Here is a 19,528-nt window from a genome sequence, read left to right on the forward strand (position 1 = left end):
AGCTTGTCCGCGAGGACGGGGAAATTGGCGCTCTGCCTGATGCAACCACTGACCACTGCTCAAGGCCCACCCCAGTGCTAGCGTCAGGCTTACTCACGCGTTGAGCCTCCCGTAGATGAGTCGCTTTGAGGCAATATCTTCGGCTCTTGCAAATGCTAAAGCGGGTTCCGATGCCCCATCGATGGGCATAGTCGGCAATCGCTCGCTTCGACTTGAATTGCGTGACCCCAATGAGCGGGGTACCGTCTTCCAAGCGCAAGGCGGCGACATAGCCCCACAGCCAGCGCTTTTTGCGTAGGACCTGAGGCTGAGCCGGCTGCAGATGGGCAAAGATTTTTGGCCGGCCGGCAGCGACGACCATCGAAGAGACATCGGTTTATTTTCGGGACAATTACCCGAGCGCGGCGGTTGTCGGTAGAGGCGGTTCTACCTCGCTGCCCAGTCGGGCGCGGTACAGATCTCCCACGCGGGCTTCCAGACGGGTCAGCGTTTGGGCGATGCGATCGAGCAGGTCGCTGGTGACCGGGTCCGTGAGCTGCCCCGAAAACTTAGCTGCATCCAAGGCTCCGGTTTGCAGGTCGCCTAAGGCCCGGCGCAAAATTTCCACCTCATCGCTGGACTGAATCCAGTTTTGCAGCGTGGCCAGGGCCTCACTGCCGATCGCCTGCCAGCTTACCTCTTCTCCAAAGGCACGCAGACGCATTTCTAGCTGCTCGATATGGGTTTCTTTCGCGGTGATGACTTCCGTGAAGACCGTCTTGGCTTCGGCGTCTGATACTTTGCCCAGATACTGGCGAAACGCCGCCTGAGTGTATCGCTCTCCCACCAGAGCGGTGTTAATGACATTGAGGATGTCCTGACGGTTGGACCCCCCCCAGCTCTCTGCCAGCTTCCACCAGTCGTACTCTTGGTCGTCCAGGTCGGGCAACGCCTCTCCCTCAATGGCGAGTCCCAACTGGCTGAGCAACACAGTCGTAAACAGGGGCAAATCCCCCGGACGACGTGATGTGATCAGAGGGCCGTCTACAACCACTGGCTCATCGACGTAGGTGGCGCCTGCATTTTGCATATCCTTGCGGACGGAGTGGAACCCCGTGGCGCGGCGATCGCGCAATTGGTCAGCTTCCACCAGGACGTGCGGTGCGTGGCAGATGGCGGCAACCACCTTGCCCTGGGCCATGGCGTCCATAACGAGACGGACGGCTCGGTCGTTACGGCGAATCTTATCGGGAGCATGGCCTCCGGGAATCAGCACCGCATCAAAATCGTCAGACAAGACTTCAGTGGCGGTCGCGTCCGGCGAAACCGTGACCTTGCCTTTCTTTCCGGTATATTCCTCATTCATACGGCTGCCCACCAGCACAATTTTGGCGTCTGTGCGCTTCAGTGCAGTGTAGGGCACCGTGAATTCTGAATCTTCAAAGCCACTCTCAATCAAAATGGCAATGCGTTTGGGGGTGGTTTCGGATGGTGTGGCGTAAGTCATAAGGGTCCTCAGCGATCGCGACTAACCAGTCGGACTCATCAGTAGGCTGTCAGCAGGCTGTCGAAGCGATCCTTCCGACCAGCAAACTGTCAATCTCCTGCCAGCACGGGGAATTAAGACTTCTAACAGTAGCCTGGGGCGACCTACTTTTGGTGATGAGTGAATCCTACTAGGCCGATAGTAAATTGCTCGTCGCCATCTGCCTTCGGGCAAGCGGCAGAGATATTGATTAAATAACTGTACCATTTGGTAGAGTGGCGTCTTTGAGAACGGTGACAATGCCTTCGCGAATACAAAAGCCTTGCTTCTCGCAATCGGCTTCTTCAACCCGATCTTTATTGAGGATTTTGACTTGGCAACCGATGCGAGCGTTCTTATCGATAATGGCGTTTTGAATGTCGCTGTGGCTGCCAATGCCTAACGGAACGGCATTGAGATCGCAATCGCTGCTGCGTTCAAAATCAGACTGATAATAGTCTGCTCCCATGACTAGGCTATTGCGCACTGTACAGCCGGAATCAATGCGAGTGCGGATGCCGATGACGGAGTTGTGAATTTCACAGTCCTTCAGGACGCAGCCTTCACTAATCATGGATTGAGTCACCTGACAGGCCAACTGTTTCGTCGGCGGCAAATAGCGGGCACGGGTGTAAATGGGAGCATCGCGATCGTAGAAACTGAAGGGCGGATTGGGCTGTTTTACCAACGCCAAATTGGCATTGAAGAATGAATCAATGGTGCCAATATCTTCCCAATAGTCGTTGAAAAGATAGGCCTGTAAGTTAAATAAGTGTGCCGATCTCGGAATGATTTCCTTGCCAAAATCGGTGTATTCCGGTCGGCGATTGAGCAACTCCATCAACACATTGCGCTTGAACACATAAATGCCCATCGAGGCAATGTAGGGCTTGATTTTGGCTTCCTCCGGTGACAATCCCAACGTCGTGGTGTCTACCTGCATGTGTCTCAAGGCTTCTCCGGTGGGTTTTTCGCTAAAGTCAACGATGCGCCCCTGACTGTTGATTTTCATCAGGCCAAAGCTGGACGCCCGCTTTTCATCAATGGGTAAAACGGACAGTGTAATGTCAGCATTTGTCTCATGGTGATGCTGCACAAACTGTCGAAAATCCATGCGATATAAATGGTCACCCGACAGCACCAAATAATCATCCACATCCAGGTCACGAAATAACCAGAGATACTGTCTCACAGCATCTGCTGTTCCTTGAAACCATTGCTTGTTTTCAGGCGTTTGCTGCGCTGCCAAAACCTCAACAAAGCCCTGTTGAAATCCTGAAAATGCATAGGAACGCGAAATATGTTGATTCAGGGAGGCTGAATTAAATTGCGTCAGCACATATATTTTTAAGACGTCCGAATTAATACAATTGCTAATCGGAATATCGATGAGGCGATGCTTTCCAGCCAGAGGCACAGCCGGTTTGGCGCGTACTTTTGTGAGCGGATATAAACGGGTCCCTGCGCCGCCGCCCAAGATGATGCCGAGTACTCTCTTCACAGCGCCTCCTTACGATTTATCGCGTCAACTTATGAATCCTGGTGGCTTGGTCAAGATTGCTTCGATTAACGATTGCTCATCCCGACGACTTTTTGCCGTTTCTTTTTAATCTCCTCAGAAAAGCATCAGGGCAGCATGGGTCAGAGGTTCTCTTGCTGACCATCCGCTTTCTCCAGCAGTGGAAGGTGACCATTTATGCAGGTGTCAGGATTATTAAATCGCACTGCGATCGCAGATGACATCCCACATCGGGCAGAGTTCAGTGGGGTTCCTGCCAGCGAGAGCGAACATCTCGGCGCGTTTGCTCCGAAACGACTCGCGCCTGTTCCGCCATCGCGTCCTGGTGGGCTACCTCACCGGCCAGATTTGCCTGTCGAAAATCCAGTTCTGACACCGTAGACCAGCGACCATAAACAATCAGCAATTCTGATACTTGATAATCCTGCGAAAGCTGTAGCAAGCTGGCATAGTCACGCACGTTTAACCGTGTCCAGTGCTGCAGGGCCCAGTCAATCCCACGGGAGAGCCATCGATTGACCCAGCGACTGCGGGACAAGACCCAGATGAAACCAATGCCTACCACAATTAGGCCAAGGCGCAGTAGATTGCTCTGGGATCCGGTGGTGTTCACAACCAGGGCACCCATGACAGATTAGGGAGAAGGGGGAGGCGTGATGGACTGAACAGGTGACACAATCGACTTGCAATAGAGAAACTGCTCTATTGCTCACTAGTCTAGGTTGGCAAAAAAGACGCCGTAGGGAGGAATTTCCAGGGTGTCATGATAGCTGCGATCGCTGCTGAACACCTCTTCTCCAGTGGGCTGACAACGGGGGAAGCGTGACAGGTCTTGATACACCGTTTCAGGGCTGAGGTTGAACAAGCACAGCAATCGTTGTGTTTCGCACTGGCGCAGGAAACCAACTAAGCGATCGTCTGCCAACTCCAGCAGCTGTAGGTCCCCTGCCCTCAGGGCGAGTTGGTCTTGGCGCCAGTGAATCAGGCGGCGATATTTGTGCAGCAGAGAGTTGGGGTCAGCGTCCTGCACATCCACAGCCTGCTCCTGATGGTCAGTAGGAATCGGCAACCAGGGGACAGTCGCCTGGGTGAATCCGGCATTTGTGGCCTCTTTTAGCCAGGGCATGGGAGTACGGGAGCCGTCTCGACCAAGCACGTGGGGATAGCCCTGAATACCGTAGGGATCCTGCATTTTCTCGTAGGGGATATCGGCCTGTGTCAGCCCCAATTCATCCCCCTGATAGATGCAGCAGCTACCTCGCAGAGAAATGATCAGCGCTGCAAACATATGGTCGAAGGCCTCTTGTAAGAAAGCCGTCGGTTGAGATTGACTCCAGCGGCTCTTGAGACGAGGAAAGTCATGGGTGCCGGCTGTCCAGCAAATGACCCCGTCCTCAAACAGTGTTTCGACTCGGCGAATCAACCCAGTGAGCCGGTGAGCCGTGAGGGGTGTATCTGTCATCAACGAAGAGTTGTAGGCCATGTGCAGGCGATCGCGGCCCTGGACATACGCGCTAGACACCAACAACGTATCTTCTGCACTGCTGATTTCGGCCAGTGTCGTAGTGCCGGCATAGCGATCCATTAACTGACGAATGGGCCTGAGCAACTCGACTGTTTGGGGTTGGCAAAAGTTGTAGAGGTTGATCTGCGAGAAAAATGGATCGTTGGGAGCTGCGCCAGCCGGACGAGGGACATCTGCCGGACGCATGGGATTATTTTGCAGGGAGGGATCGTGGGTAAAGAAGTTGACTACGTCCAGCCGAAACCCATCAACGCCCATCTCTAGCCAGAAGCGAGCGGTGTCTAAAATCGCGCTCACGACCTCCGGGTTGTACCAGTTGAGGTCAGGCTGGCTAACCAGAAAATTGTGGAGATAATACTGCTGACGTCGCGGCTCCCAGGCCCAGGCGCTACCCCCCAAGGTTGCTAGCCAATTATTGGGAGGGGTGCCATCGGGGTTGGGATCAGCCCATACATACCAGTCAGCTTTAGGATTATCACGGCTCTGACGACTTTCCACAAACCAGAGATGCTCATCCGAGGTATGATTCCACACCTGGTCAATCAAGACACGCAGACCGCGATCGTGGGCAGCGGTGAGAATGGCTTTAAAGTCATCCAGGGTGCCAAAAATGGGATCTACAGCCCGGTAATCGGAAATGTCGTAGCCGAAATCTTTCATCGGCGACTGAAAGAAGGGCGAGATCCAGACGGCATCGACTCCCAAATCGGCAACATAGTCCAGCTTTTGTAAAATGCCGGGCAGATCGCCAATGCCATCTCCATTGCTGTCGAAGAAGCTGCGGGGATAAATCTGGTAGATGACGGCACTGCGCCACCAGTCGGTATGAGTCGCCATCGATCAATACAAAAAGGTCCACTCGACAGTTGGGCAAAAATGGGGACACCAGCTGGAATGCTCCCCTCGTTCACAGGCATTTACGCCTTCGTTAAGGTGGATGCCAGAATGCGCCCGGCGATCTGCCTATACCTCTGCCGGAACGCCGTAACGATACACAATACACAGCCGCAACGGGCGCTTCTGTCGGCATGACTTCCGCCTCCAGGATATAAACCGTACCGCCCTGTCGGAACGTTTGCATGGCAGCAATGTCTAACAGGTCACTATCACCAGGCTGGGGCGGGTCATGCTCAACCACAGGATTTCACATAAGCAGGGTCGTTGCCCATCGCTTGCAGTTGAGCAGTTGCCTCGTCCAACAAGTTTTTTAAGCGTATTGGGTCTTGCTGGATCTCGGGACCTGCAACGTGGGTAGGCAGGCAAATGGATACGGAGTCATCACTCGCTGACTGACTCAACTTTTGAAAGTCTGCCTGAGATAAAAAATCCATACAGTTGGTTAAGCTTATCTGCTCTACTCTCTAGGCTAGTTAGGGATGGGAGGCATTGACTTCCGTCGGAAGGGGCTGTTGGTTTCTGTCACTGGATAGACTAATCGGAGCATCGCCCACCTTCCCCTTGCAATGGGTCAGGCGCTAGACGACAATATGAAGGCGCTTAATGAGTGTCGTTGGGCATGGACTGACCCCCCATGAAAGGTGCACCGAGGGCATGGTGGCGAGTTCCTGTTATCAACCGTCGGGATTGGCAATGGGAAGACGCCAACGCCGCCACTCAGAACGGTGAATGGTGGCAAAATGCCATCATCTATCAGATCGCCCCCTGGAGCTTCCTGGATACAGACGGTGATAGCAAGGGCGACCTCAATGGCATTGTGGAGCGGCTGGATTACATCGTCAGTCTGGGCGTAGATGCGATTTGGTTAACCCCAATCTATGCGTCACCTATGGATGATTTTGGGTATGATGTCGCTGACATGCGCGCGATCGGGAGCGAGTTTGGCCGCATGGAGGACTTTCAATGCCTGCTGGACATCGCCCATGCCATGAAGCTAAAGGTGCTCGTGGATCAGATCTGGAATCATACCTCGGATGAACATCCCTGGTTCCAGGAAAGCCGCTCTAGCCGTGATAACCCCAAGGCAGATTGGTATGTCTGGGCCGAGCCGAAGCCGGACGGGTCACCTCCTAACAACTGGCTGTCTTCCCTGACGGGAGAGTGTGCCTGGAAGTGGGAGCCCCAGCGACAACAGTATTATTTTTTCAATTTTCTCGATAGTCAGCCGGATTTGAACTGGTATAACGACGATGTCGTCGCCGCCATTTTGCAACGAGCTAAATTCTGGTTAGACCTGGGCGTTGACGGCCTGCGGATTGATGCCGTTAACTATTTCTTGCATGACCGCAGGCTGCGTGATAATCCCCCCCGACCGCATGAAACTCCCTGGCCCGATGGGGTACCGCCCAATCATCCCATCGGTCAATCCATGCTGACCCACAACTTTAATCGACCAGAGACGCCTAATCGGCTGCGGCCTCTGCGGGAACTGGTGGATCGCTATCCCGGTGTGGTGACGCTGGGGGAAGTCACGCTCTGCGAAGATTCCATCAAACTAGCAAGTCGCTACACGCGGGGATGCGATCGCCTACATCTGGCTTATCACAGCGGGTTGCTGGTAGAACAACCGATGACGGCGTCCCTGATGCGGACTATTTTGGGGCGGGTGGCTAATCACTTTGCCGATGGTGGCACCTGCTGGATTGTGGGCAATCACGACTACGGTCGTCTGCGATCGCGCTGGACGGGCAAGGATGTCAACGGGAATCCCTATCCCGACGAGTTTTATCGCATGATGGCGGCTCTGCTGCTTTCACTGCCGGGTGCCTTCTGCCTCTGGCAAGGCGATGAGCTGGGACTCCCGATCGCAGATATTCCTGGCGACATTCCCCCCAGTGAACTCAAGGATCCTTTCGGGAAAGCACTATACCCGGACGTGGTGGGGCGAGACGGATCGCGAACGCCGATGCCCTGGACCGCCGATGCACCCTGTGGCGGGTTTACTACAGCAGCGACCCCCTGGCTTCCTATTCCGGCGAGTCATCTGACGCGATCAGTGCATTCTCAGCACCGCAACACTAAGTCACTGCTCAATACCTGGCGGCGATTGCTGCACTGGCGTAAAAACCAACCGGCCCTGGAAGCTGGCAAGCTGGCCTTACTGGAGGCGAATGACACGGTGCTGGCATTCAGACGTTACTATGCTGACCACAATTTGCTGTGCTTATTTAACATCAGCGATCGCCCTGCCTCTTATGTCCTGGAACTGTGTGACACCTGTGAAGTGGTGCGGCATCTAGAGTTTGACTTTGAGATTGACGAGAACTATGTCAAGCTGTCCCCCTACAGCGCCTTTTTTGGTCAACTCACATCACCGTCCAAACGTCTGGCTAACAACACATCTTATAATGACGATGGTTTGCCGGGATCACCGATTACACTCTGATCGTGGACGCCAACTTGGTCCAGGACACGATTCAGCTGCGTGGGGAGGCGACGGAGTATAGCTTAGGTGCCCTACCGGCTGGGAGTTCGCTGCACCGATTGAAATCGCCGCAGGGTAAGAAATTCTGAAGCAACCTGCACGGCTAGAAGCACAAAGTAAGCCGTGAACACCAGAATAATGGCACCATCGCCCTGGACCACGGCCCAACCCAGCGCCACCAGCGGCGGCACCCCCCCCAAAAAATCTGTACTGACCCAAACCAATAGGTAAACCATCTCGGCAAGGGCTGCGGCAACTGGAAGGATGGCCCCAGTCGCCAGGTCCAGCCAGTAATGGCCAAGAACCTGGTGGCGATCCCAATAAAGACGTCGTTCTCGATCAGCAGGTGAGTACTCAGATCCATGATTCATTCATTAACGTTGGGCCGTTGCCAGGGTCATTGGCTAAGCCTCCCCATAGGGGCTAGACCCATCGCATTGGTGCAGGCCCGATTACGGCTGTGACAGCGTCAACAAAAAGGCCAGATTCTCCGTCGCTTTCAGGGCATGGGGGGCGTGGGCTGGCATCACAATAAACACTCCGGCCTCCAAGGGAATCTCTTCCCCGACTAAGGTTAAGCTGCCTTGGCCGGCTAATCCTTGTACTACCGCATTACAGGTGGAGGTATGTTCTGAAATTTCGGTGCCTGCCGCCAGACAAAACAGCGTGTACTGGCAGCTGTCAGTGTTTAGCAGTACCTTGCTGAGCACACCCGATTGGGGATATTCGATATGGGCCTGTAGGTGGGTGTGGGTAGCGGTGAGGGAGAGGAGAGTATTAGCCATGGTAGTACGTGTGAAACGGGACAAGGAATGAGTCGGGGAGTCGGAGAGTGGTAGGGGCGGCTTCGCCCTGCTTAACTATCCCGCTATTCCCCAGCCTGCGCTTTCTTGGCGCCCAGGACAATGTAGCCTAACTCTTGGCGATGGCGGGTGAAGACACGGCGCATCTCCAGGATGCGCCGGCGTAGGATCGGGCGGGTGAGGAGGTTCCAGCCTAACCTCAGGAGTGTGGCCAGCCCTTCTTCTTGGGCAATGCGGCGGGGATTGAGCAGGGCCATGGGGCCGGTGTCGTATTGCTCAATGGCGAGGCCAGCCTGTCGGCAGGTGGTGAGCCAGTCGTCGGTGCATAGGGGCTGGGCATTAACGCGGATGGTAGCGGCTAGTTCGCGCTGGATGGCGACGGCATCAGGACCGTCGACCACCAGTTCGTGGCTGAGAAACTGTCCACCCGGTTTGATGCGATCGCATATGCCCTGCAAGATCTTGGCCTTGCCTGGGGCCGACTGCATGGTTAAAATCGCCTCGGCTAACACATAGTCAAACGAGTCAGAAATCTGCTCTAGGTGGAAAATGTCGCCCTCCAGGATCTGGACAGCATCCTCCACGCCAGCGGCGGTCACGTTAGCCCGGGCCCGGGCCACACTGTCGGGATTTTTTTCCACGCCAACCACGGTCACACCATAGCGCTGGGCCAGAGCAATGGCGCTATAGCCAAAGCTAGCCGCTAGTTCCAGGACGGTGTCACCAGGTTGAAAGTTGGCCCAGGCAAAGAGCTGTTCAGTGGCTGCTCGACCACCAGGGCGTAGGGTTTGCTTCCCTGCTGCTGCCAATACCTGATGGCCGGGGGCAGTCTTGAGATTGAGGGGTGTCACGGTCATGGCCTTCACCAGGAGACGATGATCTAAGCTTGACAAACATTCTCAATAGGCTCTATGAGGTAGCTCATACTGGGGCTAGCGACAATACCAGAAGCTATGCAACAGGTCTGTCGATCCATTCAGCTTAACGATGTCTCGCCTAATTGACGCCGAACGGCTGCAGCGCATTGGGTTGTTTGCGGAGTTGGAGCCGTCGCTACTGGACTACTTAGCCGCCCAAAGTCAGCTGCTGACATATGCCCCCAACGAAAGTGTGTTTTATGAAGGGGATGCCTTACCAGCCTGTCTGTATCTGCTGGTGACCGGGAGCTTGCGTATTGCCAAGGTCGCCGACTCAGGCAAGGAGACCATTTTGCGACTGCTGCCTGCTGGAGAAGTGTTTGCCGCCCCCGCCCTGTTTGGCAATGGGCGAGCCCCAGCCACGGCGACGGCCATAGAGCCGGTCGAGGTGCTGACCGTGCAGCGGCAAGCCCTGCTAGAGGGGTTCCGTCAGGCCCCTGAGTTGGCATTGCATCTGTTAGTGGTGTTTAACCAGCGGTTGCAGCAACTGCATCATCGCGTGCATGGGCTGGCCTCAGAGCGAGCCATCGTGCGCTTGATTCACTACCTGGAACATTGCGCTGCCAACGCCGGCTTAGGACCAGAACGGGAAGGAGAACCCAACCAGGCCGGTACACAATCCTTGCACCTCACCCATTACCAGATTGCCCGCAGCATCGGCATTACCTATGAAGAATGCGTGCGCCTATTTAAGCAGCTGAAACCTGCCGTCTCGTATCGGCGCGGTGGCAACGTTACCATCCTAGACTGGCAGCAGTTGCACGACATCGCCCAGCGCCAATCTGAGGGAACGCTGTGAATCGGTACGACACCCTCTACAAGGCAAGGCCCGATTGGGAGCCCATTGGACCCTGATTGATGGCCAGCTTGCCTGTCAGTGGATGGTTGACTGATGCCCCGGCGACAGTTGAATTGAGACGACCGTCGAGATTGGCATATTCCTCCTATTACCCCTACGCCCCCGGCCATGGCCGGGGGATTTTTGATGGCAGGGGATTGGTGTCGCTTCGGTAGGGGCTGCAAATTGGCTATCCCGACCATGCCTACCTGGTAAATTTTGAGCCATCATAGAGACAGGAGAGGAGCGGACAACGTCATGTTGCCCGTTCAATGTGTTTTGTATGGTTCCCACCGACTCTCCCGCGACGTCGTCCCCTGCCTCGTTTCGGCAGCCAGGGCTGCACCGGTTCAAGGCCTTACTCAATCGATTGCGGCGCCGCACCCGCCGCTTTCTAACGGCCCATACCTTACCCCGCCTGGCAGATCGAGCCTGTCGGCTGTATTGCCAAGGGGATGCCCAGGATAAGTGTCGGCGTTTGATGCGATCGCACATCCAGATCGATCCGCTGCAACTGCGTCGATTTTTTAGCACCTCCCTGGGCACCACCCTGTTGTCCTGGTTTGAGGAATTCTTTCATCTGCCGGCAGCCCAGGCTAGTCACGATAAAGAAGCGACAGTGGGTAACCTGCTGGTGCAGATGATGGCAGACCCGGAGGGGGTGTCCCTGCTCACCCTGATGCGTCGCTTCCCCAAGACCGTGCAGATTAACCTGGACCAGTTACTGCTGACGGCTAAGCGGGTACAGCTGCTGCTGCAGGAAACCGAAGCCACCATCGATACCATTCGCGAGCTAGCAGCCATTGAGGCGGCGGCAGACCCCCCCGCGACCTTTGCCTCAGTCCCCGATCTACGGCAACCTGGTCCCTTCGCCATCGAGCAATCTACCCTGACGGTCGATCAGGGCGATGGAGACTGCCGCTGCTGCTTGCAGGTGGTCTGCTACCGGCCCCAGCCCCTGGCCCGGGAGTCCCGTACCCCTGGTGCTGCAATCCCATGGCCTCGCCTCCAGCCCAGAAGACCTGGAGAGCTATAGCCGTCATCTGGCTTCCCACGGCTACTTCGTGGCCGTTCCCTGCCATGGTGGCAGCGATGTCAATCAGGTCCGGGCCATGCTGGCTGAGAACGGCCCACCGCTACCTAGCGGTGATGCATGGTCGCTCCCACATCCGCGATATGCAGCGCTTGATCCGGGGCCTGAATCTGAAGCTGCAAGGGCTGCCCCAGCTGCCTGCGAGCCAGGCGGAGACCCCCTTCGAGGGCTATACCAATGCCCTGATCCTGGCCTTTTTTCAGCAGTATTTGACGCCAATGGCTGCCCCGTCTTCCTACCTCAGGGCCAGTTATGCCGCCCACCTCAGTCAACCACCCTGCGATCTCTGGTTGATTGGCCCCGCCTCCGGCCAGGCCCTGGCGGAACGGCTGCAGGCTCTGGATTTGAGTCTGGTGACGGAGTTGATGGAATTCACGGCAGCCGCCGCCGATGACATCGAAAAGACGGGTGGTTGAGGCATAGCGGCAGCGTAGTGAACGATTGGAGGGACCGGATCATGGGCCACGGTGAAGGGCGATTCAGCGGCGCGGATGGACTAGAGCTGTACTATCAGAGTTGGTATCCGGCCCCACCCATGCAGGCGGTTGTCGGGGTGGTACATGGCCTGGGCAGCCACGGCGGCCAGTTTACAACCGTGGTAGAGGGTCTGGTGACCGCTGGCTATGGCGTGTATGCCCTCGATCTGCGGGGCCACGGGCGCTCTCCCGGGCAGCGAGGATATATCCAGAGCTGGGGGGAATTCCGCCAGGATGTGCAGGCGTTCCAGCAGCGGATGGCCGCCTATCATCCTCAGCTTCCCTGTTTTCTATTGGGCCATAGCCTGGGGGCGATTATCCTGCTAGATCATGGCCTCCACTCTCCCCGGTTGTGGGTGGCAGATCCTAGCCTGGGCCGCCTGGGGGGCGTGATTGTCCTGGCCCCGGCCATCGGCCCGGTGGGGGTGTCGCCCTTGAAACTAGCTATTGGTAAGATCCTGTCCTGGTTATGGCCCCGCTTCACCCTGGATACCGGTATTCCGGAAGAGGCTGGCTCCCAGGATGCGGCGGTGGTGGCTGCCTACAGCGAGGATCCGCTGCGCCACCGCAAGGGCACGGCTCGCCTAGTGACGGAATTTATGCAGACGACTCAATGCCTACGGACGGATGTGAGGTGTTTTCCGGTACCATTGCTGATTTTGCAGGGTAGCCAAGACCGGGTAGCTCTGCCCCAGGGGAGTCGGCGGTTCTACCAGCAGCTGCAGTGGGGTGATGTGGAGTATCGAGAATATGCTGGCGCCTACCATGATCTGCATAATGACGTCGTGGCAACTCAGGTAACGGCCGATATTTTGGAGTGGCTGGGGCGCCATCGCGGCATGCAACCCTGGTGTTATCGTCCCAATCTGTGCGACCTAACCCGGTCCCGGGAAATAGGTTAGCAATAACTACAAAGGAGTGCTGGGATTTCGACACCTAGTCGGTAGCTAATAGATACTAATGTTGGTGAGGCCATCCAATTTGATTGGCTGGGGATAACTGTAAATGTACTGGGATGGGGAATAGACCGATACTATAATTTCAGCCCTTTACGCGGCTGGCTATCTCCATCGAAACCTGAAGAACCGTTAGAAAACTTCGTATTGACAAGAATGTTGACTGCGATCCCCAGGGAGTAATGGGTAGCCAAAACCCTATAAAAATAGGGATCCCGACCGTTGGTTGTTAATTTTAGTTGTTACAAAAGTTGTTTGCGATACATGTCGATTGTGGGTGAGGTCAAGACGAGAAAGCTATACTAAAACTTAGAAGAAAAAGCCATCTATCTACATTATTCCAGGGCTTTTATTGCCGTATTAACGGATGCATTGAGGGATGTACTGAGGGATTTATCTCTCGACTTATAACCTGAACAAATCCGATCAAAATGCCTGGAAAGGCTCCAATTCTAGAGCCGGACTTGGCATTACTCTTGTCTGGATTAGATTGTCTGGATTAGAGCTGATTTGCGAATTGCCTGGATATTTCTCAGGGCATAGATTTCAGGAGATAGATTTCAGGAGAACGGCAGCAACGGTAGCAATTGATGTGAGCGTGCTGAAAAGGTAAGAGCGCTGGAATTCTGAATAGACCTGGCGCTGCAGTCTGCTTGAAATTGAGACATCCCATAGACCTGTGCTTGTGATGGGTGGTTTCCCCGATGCATCATCGCATCCGGGGCTGATGTCGGTCGCAGTCGTCACTCTTTAACCTTGTCTACGTCCAAATCTGGACTTGGTATGGTTCGCTCCTCTCCCGGTTCGTTATCAGACAAGGCGGCGTTGTCTGGGGCGACATGCATCGACCCATTGAGTCTGAGGTGATTGCCCCATGGTCTCTGTCCCAACCATCTACTTTGCGTCCCTGCCGCCGGGGGATCTAATGAAAGCGATGACCTTGCTAGACCTGTTAGATCGAGCCTGCGATCGCACCCCCCATGATCAGGCCATCGGCCACTGGCAGCAGGGAGCCTGGCGGTTCCTGTCTAATCAGGCCCTGCGTACCGCTGCCGAAGAGGTGGCGTTGGGGTTGCACCAGGTGGGGCTACAGCGAGGAGACCGGGTGGCCCTGGTCATGCACAGCCATGTCGACTTTGCGATCGCAGATCTAGGCTGTCTGCTGGCCGGGGTGGTGGACGTGCCCATCGACTTGACCCAGACCATCGAAAACATCCTGTTCATTGTGCAACATACCGAGGCCAAGGCCCTAATTATCTCGGACTTGGACCTGCTATATCAGCTGTTGCCCTACGTCTGGGAAGCCCCCAGTCTGCAAACGGTGGTGGTGGCCCAGGTGCCGGAACCATGGGGGGAGGTGCGGCGGGGATTAATGGCAGCGGGAGACGGGGCTGATATTGGGCCGCTGCCGCCGCCACAAGCCTGCTTGCAGATTCCCCACTTCCTCTGCGATAGCCAAGGGGGGCAGCCCTGTGCGGCGGTGCCATTACCCCAGTGCGTAAGCCTATATGCCCTGAAAGAGCTGCGGCAGTGGGGGCGCCAAACCTGGTCCCAGCAGGCAGTGATCAGCCTACGCCAGGCCATCCATCCTGAGGATGTGGCCACCATTCTCTACATCGCCAGCGACGGCTGGCGGCCCCACGGAGTAGTGCTCAGCCATGGCAATATCACTGCCAATGTGCTGGCGGCATTCTCCAGCTATCCGGATCTGCGCCCTGGTCCAGACGAGGTGGCACTACTGTTTCTGCCCCTGACCCACATTTTTGCCCGGGTATTTTTGTATGGTCACTTAGCCTATGGTCACAGCATTTATCTGTCCGATGCCAACCATTTGCTGAAACATCTGCGGCGGGTACAGCCCACCATTTTGATCACGGTGCCGCGGCTGTTGGAGAAACTGCACGAGCGCATTCTGGAGGCAGGCACCCACTTGGGTCGTTTCGATCAGGCGGTGTTGCGCTGGGCCCTGGGCCTGGGGCGACGGTTTCAGCCGGGGCAATCGCCCCAGGGACTCTATCGTCTGCAGTTGCAATTAGCCACGCGGTTGGTCTTTCATCGCTGGCGGATGTTGTTTGGCGGCCGCTTGCGGGCCTGCATCTGCGGCGGCGCTGCCCTGCGACCAGAGCTGACCCGCCTATTTTCGGCGGCGGGAGTGCCAGTGCTGCAGGGCTATGGCCTCACAGAGGCGAGTGGGGTGCTGGCCTATAACCGCGGCCCCTACCAGCAGGCTGGTACCGTAGGGCTGCCGATTCCAGGGGCAGAGGTGGCCATCGGCGCCGATGGCGAGATCCTGGTGCGGGGGCCGTTTGTCATGCCGGGCTACTACCGGGATCCAGAAGCAACCGGCCAGGTCCTGGAGCCCGACGGCTGGCTGCATACGGGAGACTTAGGCAGCCTCTCCCCGGAGGGATTGCTCACCATTACCGGGGTGAAAAAAGCCCGCTTCAAACTGTCTACCGGCAAGTATGTGTCGCCCCAGCCCTTGGAGGCCGAGATGATGCGATCGCAGCTGGTGGCCCATGCCATTGCCGTCGGCGCCAACCATAAGTTTTGCGGCATGTTGATTGTGCCAAATTGGGCCGTTCTCGCAGACCATGCCCAAGAGTGGGACCTGGATTTAAGCCAGCCCGATCGCTGTCGCCAGTCTCGCCTGCTCGGGATTTACCAGCGCCTGATCGATGCCGCTAACTGTCATCTACCCTACTGGTCTACAGTGCGCAGATTTCGGCTATTAGCGACCGAGTTGACCCGAGAAAACGGCCTGCTGCGGCCAGACGGCCAGGTAGACCGGCAGGCCGTCTGGAGACACTTTGCCACCGAGATTGCCGAGTTGTATGGGGACCAACCCATGCCTGAGGACCAGGCAGGAGATGAGATATCGACAGCAGATGCATCGACCCTCGGGGCCGAGCCTGTCCGGTGTATGCGCGAACATCGTTAATGGGTCATGGAGGACATCACCATGCATAAGCCATTCCGTACTGCCGCCGTGCTGGGGGCCGGGGTCATGGGGGCGCAGATTGCCGCCCATCTGGCCAATGCCGGTCTGACGGTGCACCTGCTGGACTTGCCAGGGAAGTCAGAACATCCCAATGACCTGGTGGAAGCGGCCTTCCAGAAGGCTAAAACCATGTCGCCGCCGATTTTCTACAGCCAGCAGGCGATGCAGCGGGTGATCCTGGGCAACTATGCCCAGCACTTCCAGCGCCTGGCCCAGGTGGACTGGGTGATCGAAGCGGTGGTGGAAAATCTGACGGTGAAGCAGGAATTGATGGCACGGCTGGAAAAAACCGTGGCGGCAGACGCGGTGATCTCCACCAATACCAGTGGCCTGTCGATTCGGGCCATCGCCCGGGGCCGCTCCCAGAGCTTCCGCCGGCGGTTTTTGGGCACCCATTTCTTTAACCCACCTCGCTATTTGAAGTTATTGGAACTGATTCCCACCGCTGACACCGAGCCGCAGCTGGTCGAGCGCCTGGCTAAGTTTAGCCGCTTGCGCCTAGGCAAGGGCATCGTGGTGGCCAAGGACACTCCCAACTTCATCGCCAACCGCATCGGCGTGTTTGTCTCCATGCTGGGGATTCGGGCCTTTACCGAGGGCGACTACACCATTGAGGAGATCGACACCCTCACGGGCACCCTGGTGGGGCGGCCCAAGTCGGCTACCTTCCGCACCGCCGATCTGGTGGGGCTGGATACCTTGCTGTACGTGGCTGATAACCTCTACGCGGCCATCCCCCAGGATGAGCGCCGGCAGTGGTTCCAGATGCCAGAGCTATGCCGCCAGCTGGTGGAAACCGGTAGCCTCGGGGCCAAGTCGGGTCAGGGCTTCTACAAGAAGGTGGCTGGGGAAATTCGCTCCCTCAATCCCGACACCTTTGGCTATGAGGCACCCCGACCAATGCGGCTGGGCAATTTGGACACTATCGAGCAGCAGCCGGATCTGGGAGACCGGCTGCGCAGCCTCTACCGCCATCGGAGCCGAGCCGGTGACTTCTGCCGCCACTTGACCTTGGAAACCTTGGCCTACAGCGCCAACCGGATTCCAGAAATTACCGATGACCCTAGGGCCATTGACCAAGCCCTGTGCTGGGGCTTTGGCTGGCAGTTGGGTCCCTTTCAGATCTGGGATGCCCTGGGATTTGACCTGGTGATTGAGGATATGCGCATGGCCGGGCTGTCCTTGCCAGCCTGGATCGAGACCATGCAGACCCGGGGGGCGACGGGCTTCTATGGGCCTGGCCCCAGTGTCTACCGGCCAGGAGAGGGCTATGTGGCCTGGCAGAAACCCGTCGATGAGCTGCACTTGGCTGAGATGACGGCGGCTTCTCAAGCGACTCTCTGGCACAACCGTGAGGCCGCCCTGCTGGATCTGGGGGATGGGGTGGCGCTGCTGGAGTTTCGCTCTAAGGCCAATACCCTCAGCACTCAGGTGATCGAGGGACTGGAGATGGCCCTGACGTGGCTGGCCAGCCACGATGATTACCACGGTTTGGTGATCGGCAATGAGGGGCCGAACTTCTGCGTCGGCATCAACCTGGCGGAGGTGGGCAAGATCGCCCAGTGGGACAATCTGAATCCGTTTAGTCGCACCACGGTGCGAATCGCACAACTCCTGAGCCGCTTCCAAACCCTGATGCAGCAGATTCACTATTTCCCCAAGCCGATCGTGGCCGCCATTCAGGGGGGGGTCCTAGGAGGGGGGTGCGAGCTAGCCATGGCCTGTCCCCAGGTGGTAGCCGCCGCCGAGACCTATATGGGCCTGGTGGAACTAGGTGGGCCTGATCCCGGCCGGGGGCGGCCTAATGGGCCTGCCCGCTGGGCTGCTAACCGGGCGATCACGCAGCATGCCAGCGATATTCTGCCCTGGCTGCAGCAGGCCTTTAAGACCGTGGGCATGGCTACCGTGGCCACTAGCGCCTACGAAGCCCAGGCGCTGGGATTCCTGAACCCCCAGGCTCAGGTGGTGATCAACAGTGACCGCCGCCTGTATGTGGCCAAGCAGGCAGTGCTTTGCCTGCATCACCGCGGCTATGCCCACCGCCGCGGCAGCCGATTCCGGTGCTGGGCAACCGGCCCGACCACCCTGGAGCACATGGCCTATGTGATGTACGAGGGCGGTTACATCAAGTGACTACGACCGGGCCCTGGCCAATCGTCTGGCCTATGTCCTCAGCGGTGGCGATCTGACGGTGCCGGCATCGGTAGACGAGGACTATCTGCTGGGCCTGGAGCGGGATAATTTTCTGCCCCTCATCGACGAGGCCAAGACCAAGGAGCGGATCCTGCATCTGCTGAAGACGAAGAAGCCGTTGAGGAATTGACCATGGAAACCGCCTATATCGTCAAGCGCCGTCCGCACGGCGGTGGGCAAGGCCCCCCGGGGCACCCTGCGCCATACCCGCCCGCAGGATTTGGCCGTGGCAGCGGTGCGGGGAGCCTTGGCCCGAGTGCCGCAGCTGGTGTCTAACCAGATCGAGGATGTGATCCTGGGCTGTGCCATGCCCGAGGCAGAGCAGGGGTACAACCTGGGCCGGTTAGTAGCCCTGGGGGCGGGGTTGCCGGAGTCTGTCCCCGGGTGCACGGTGAACCGGCTGTGTTCCTCCGGGTTGCAGACCATTGCCATGGCCACCCAGGCGGTGGCCTGGGGCCAGGCCCAGGTGATCGTAGCCGGTGGGGTCGAGTCCATGAGCCTGATTCCCATGGGAGGGCACCAGTTTTCTCCCCATGCCGAGCTGTTTGAGAAGCTGCCCCAGGCCTACATCACCATGGGCCTGACGGCAGAGAAGGTGGCGGAGCAGTTTCAGATTCCCCGCCCGGACCAGGATGCCTTCGGGTTGCGATCGCATCAGCGAGCCCTGGCCGCCATCGCCGCCGGTAAATTCAAGGACGAAATCGTCCCCGTCACCGTGCGAGAGACCCACTACATCGATGGGCAACCTCAGACCCAGGACATCATCTTCGACACCGATGAAGGCCCCCGGACCGACACCAGCCTGGAGGCCCTGGCCCAGTTGCAGCCGGTGTTTAAGGCCAATGGCACCGTGACTGCGGGTACCTCGTCCCAGATGTCCGATGGAGCTGCCGCCACCCTGGTCATGGGGGAAAGCGCCATGGAGGCCCTGGGGATTCAGCCCCTGGCCCGACTGCTGGCCTTTGCCGTGGTGGGGGTTGCCCCTGAGATCATGGGCATTGGTCCGGTGATGGCGGTGCCCCAGGCCCTAGAGCAGGCGGGCTTGACTCTGGCCGACATCGACCTGATCGAACTGAATGAGGCCTTCGCCAGCCAGGCCCTGGCCGTGATCAAAGAGCTAGGCCTGAACTCGGAGATCGTCAACGTCAACGGTGGCGCCATCGCCCTGGGCCATCCCCTCGGTTGCACTGGGGCCAAACTCACTGCCACTTTGCTGCATGAGATGCGCCGCCGTCGGGTCCGCTACGGCCTAGTCACCATGTGTGTCGGTGGCGGCATGGGGGCGGCAGGCATCTTTGAAAATCTGGCTCTGGAGGGTTAA

15 protein-coding genes and 2 pseudogenes are annotated in these 19,528 nt (G+C 57.4%); 9 read left to right on the top strand and 8 right to left on the bottom strand.

Translation table 11 applies throughout. The features are described from left to right. Nucleotides 1-30: 30 nt before the first annotated feature. The 5 genes and pseudogenes from XM38_RS29340 to XM38_RS06795 all read right to left on the bottom strand — a co-directional run. A pseudogene (locus tag XM38_RS29340) lies at nt 31-377 on the bottom strand (IS4 family transposase); the annotation flags it as partial. A gap of 14 nt (nt 378-391) precedes the next feature. Further along, nucleotides 392-1,486, bottom strand: coding sequence for a DJ-1/PfpI/YhbO family deglycase/protease (locus XM38_RS06780; protein ID WP_080813539.1), 1,095 nt, complete (start codon nt 1,484-1,486; stop codon nt 392-394). A gap of 229 nt (nt 1,487-1,715) precedes the next feature. Continuing rightward, nucleotides 1,716-3,005 (bottom strand): glucose-1-phosphate adenylyltransferase, encoded by a 1,290-nt coding sequence (locus XM38_RS06785; RefSeq protein ID WP_080813537.1) that lies wholly within the window; start codon nt 3,003-3,005, stop codon nt 1,716-1,718. Nucleotides 3,006-3,264: 259 nt separating this feature from the next. Beyond that, the gene (locus XM38_RS06790; RefSeq protein WP_202978843.1) at nt 3,265-3,651 is read right to left on the bottom strand and encodes a hypothetical protein; all 387 of its coding nucleotides are present in this window, start codon (nt 3,649-3,651) and stop codon (nt 3,265-3,267) included. An 84-nt stretch (nt 3,652-3,735) separates the two neighbouring features. Then, nucleotides 3,736-5,385 (bottom strand): alpha-glucosidase family protein, encoded by a 1,650-nt coding sequence (locus XM38_RS06795; protein WP_080813535.1) that lies wholly within the window; start codon nt 5,383-5,385, stop codon nt 3,736-3,738. Nucleotides 5,386-6,079: 694 nt separating this feature from the next. On the opposite strand from XM38_RS06795, the gene XM38_RS06800 reads away from it, so the two are divergent. Continuing rightward, complete coding sequence (locus XM38_RS06800) at nt 6,080-7,891, top strand: alpha-glucosidase (protein WP_080813532.1); 1,812 nt, start codon at nt 6,080-6,082, stop codon at nt 7,889-7,891. A gap of 71 nt (nt 7,892-7,962) precedes the next feature. Here the strand turns inward: XM38_RS06800 and XM38_RS06805 are convergent, their stop codons facing one another. The 3 genes from XM38_RS06805 to XM38_RS06815 all read right to left on the bottom strand — a co-directional run bounded on the left by XM38_RS06805 (nt 7,963) and on the right by XM38_RS06815 (nt 9,590). After that, the gene (locus XM38_RS06805; RefSeq protein WP_088429379.1) at nt 7,963-8,301 is read right to left on the bottom strand and encodes a hypothetical protein; all 339 of its coding nucleotides are present in this window, start codon (nt 8,299-8,301) and stop codon (nt 7,963-7,965) included. 81 nt (nt 8,302-8,382) lie between these two features. Then, nucleotides 8,383-8,715, bottom strand: coding sequence for a cupin domain-containing protein (locus XM38_RS06810; RefSeq protein WP_080813527.1), 333 nt, complete (start codon nt 8,713-8,715; stop codon nt 8,383-8,385). Between the two features lie 83 nt (nt 8,716-8,798). Then, entirely contained in the window at nt 8,799-9,590 is a 792-nt protein-coding gene (locus tag XM38_RS06815) for an SAM-dependent methyltransferase (protein ID WP_080813559.1), read from the bottom strand. A gap of 130 nt (nt 9,591-9,720) precedes the next feature. Between XM38_RS06815 and XM38_RS06820 the strand changes: the two genes are divergently transcribed. The 8 genes and pseudogenes from XM38_RS06820 (at nt 9,721) to XM38_RS06850 (ending at nt 19,528) form a co-directional block, all read left to right on the top strand. Further along, nucleotides 9,721-10,449, top strand: coding sequence for a Crp/Fnr family transcriptional regulator (locus XM38_RS06820; protein WP_088429381.1), 729 nt, complete (start codon nt 9,721-9,723; stop codon nt 10,447-10,449). 322 nt (nt 10,450-10,771) lie between these two features. Next, nucleotides 10,772-11,524 carry an alpha/beta hydrolase gene (locus tag XM38_RS06825; RefSeq protein WP_088429383.1) on the top strand — a complete coding sequence of 251 codons (753 nt, stop codon included), beginning with the start codon at nt 10,772-10,774 and terminating at the stop codon, nt 11,522-11,524. A gap of 56 nt (nt 11,525-11,580) precedes the next feature. Continuing rightward, nucleotides 11,581-11,997, top strand: coding sequence for a hypothetical protein (locus XM38_RS06830; protein ID WP_137455035.1), 417 nt, complete (start codon nt 11,581-11,583; stop codon nt 11,995-11,997). Nucleotides 11,998-12,038: 41 nt separating this feature from the next. Continuing rightward, nucleotides 12,039-12,959 (top strand): alpha/beta hydrolase, encoded by a 921-nt coding sequence (locus tag XM38_RS06835; protein WP_080813520.1) that lies wholly within the window; start codon nt 12,039-12,041, stop codon nt 12,957-12,959. Between the two features lie 928 nt (nt 12,960-13,887). Next, nucleotides 13,888-15,954: an AMP-dependent synthetase/ligase gene (locus XM38_RS06840; RefSeq protein ID WP_225889200.1), complete on the top strand. Its 2,067-nt coding sequence runs from the start codon at nt 13,888-13,890 to the stop codon at nt 15,952-15,954. Nucleotides 15,955-15,975: 21 nt separating this feature from the next. Further along, nucleotides 15,976-18,147, top strand: coding sequence for a 3-hydroxyacyl-CoA dehydrogenase/enoyl-CoA hydratase family protein (locus tag XM38_RS06845; protein WP_256995539.1), 2,172 nt, complete (start codon nt 15,976-15,978; stop codon nt 18,145-18,147). A 58-nt stretch (nt 18,148-18,205) separates the two neighbouring features. Next, nucleotides 18,206-18,337 carry a hypothetical protein gene (locus XM38_RS27455; protein WP_256995540.1) on the top strand — a complete coding sequence of 44 codons (132 nt, stop codon included), beginning with the start codon at nt 18,206-18,208 and terminating at the stop codon, nt 18,335-18,337. A gap of 2 nt (nt 18,338-18,339) precedes the next feature. After that, a pseudogene (locus XM38_RS06850) lies at nt 18,340-19,528 on the top strand (thiolase family protein).

Source organism: Halomicronema hongdechloris C2206, from assembly GCF_002075285.3.
In the GTDB taxonomy this organism is placed as follows: domain Bacteria; phylum Cyanobacteriota; class Cyanobacteriia; order Phormidesmidales; family Phormidesmidaceae; genus Halomicronema_B; species Halomicronema_B hongdechloris.

Excerpts from the sequence above, each read along its gene's own strand:
- XM38_RS06790 (WP_202978843.1), bottom strand. The coding sequence starts at position 3,651 with ATGGGTGCCCTGGTTGTGAACACCACCGGATCCCAGAGCAATCTACTG.
- XM38_RS06820 (WP_088429381.1), top strand. The coding sequence starts at position 9,721 with ATGTCTCGCCTAATTGACGCCGAACGGCTGCAGCGCATTGGGTTGTTT.
- XM38_RS06815 (WP_080813559.1), bottom strand. The coding sequence starts at position 9,590 with ATGACCGTGACACCCCTCAATCTCAAGACTGCCCCCGGCCATCAGGTA.
- XM38_RS06835 (WP_080813520.1), top strand. The coding sequence starts at position 12,039 with ATGGGCCACGGTGAAGGGCGATTCAGCGGCGCGGATGGACTAGAGCTG.
- XM38_RS06825 (WP_088429383.1), top strand. The coding sequence starts at position 10,772 with ATGGTTCCCACCGACTCTCCCGCGACGTCGTCCCCTGCCTCGTTTCGG.
- XM38_RS06830 (WP_137455035.1), top strand. The coding sequence starts at position 11,581 with ATGTCAATCAGGTCCGGGCCATGCTGGCTGAGAACGGCCCACCGCTAC.
- XM38_RS06810 (WP_080813527.1), bottom strand. The coding sequence starts at position 8,715 with ATGGCTAATACTCTCCTCTCCCTCACCGCTACCCACACCCACCTACAG.
- XM38_RS06795 (WP_080813535.1), bottom strand. The coding sequence starts at position 5,385 with ATGGCGACTCATACCGACTGGTGGCGCAGTGCCGTCATCTACCAGATT.
- XM38_RS06805 (WP_088429379.1), bottom strand. The coding sequence starts at position 8,301 with ATGAATCATGGATCTGAGTACTCACCTGCTGATCGAGAACGACGTCTT.
- XM38_RS06845 (WP_256995539.1), top strand. The coding sequence starts at position 15,976 with ATGCATAAGCCATTCCGTACTGCCGCCGTGCTGGGGGCCGGGGTCATG.
- XM38_RS06840 (WP_225889200.1), top strand. The coding sequence starts at position 13,888 with ATGGTCTCTGTCCCAACCATCTACTTTGCGTCCCTGCCGCCGGGGGAT.
- XM38_RS06800 (WP_080813532.1), top strand. The coding sequence starts at position 6,080 with ATGAAAGGTGCACCGAGGGCATGGTGGCGAGTTCCTGTTATCAACCGT.
- XM38_RS06780 (WP_080813539.1), bottom strand. The coding sequence starts at position 1,486 with ATGACTTACGCCACACCATCCGAAACCACCCCCAAACGCATTGCCATT.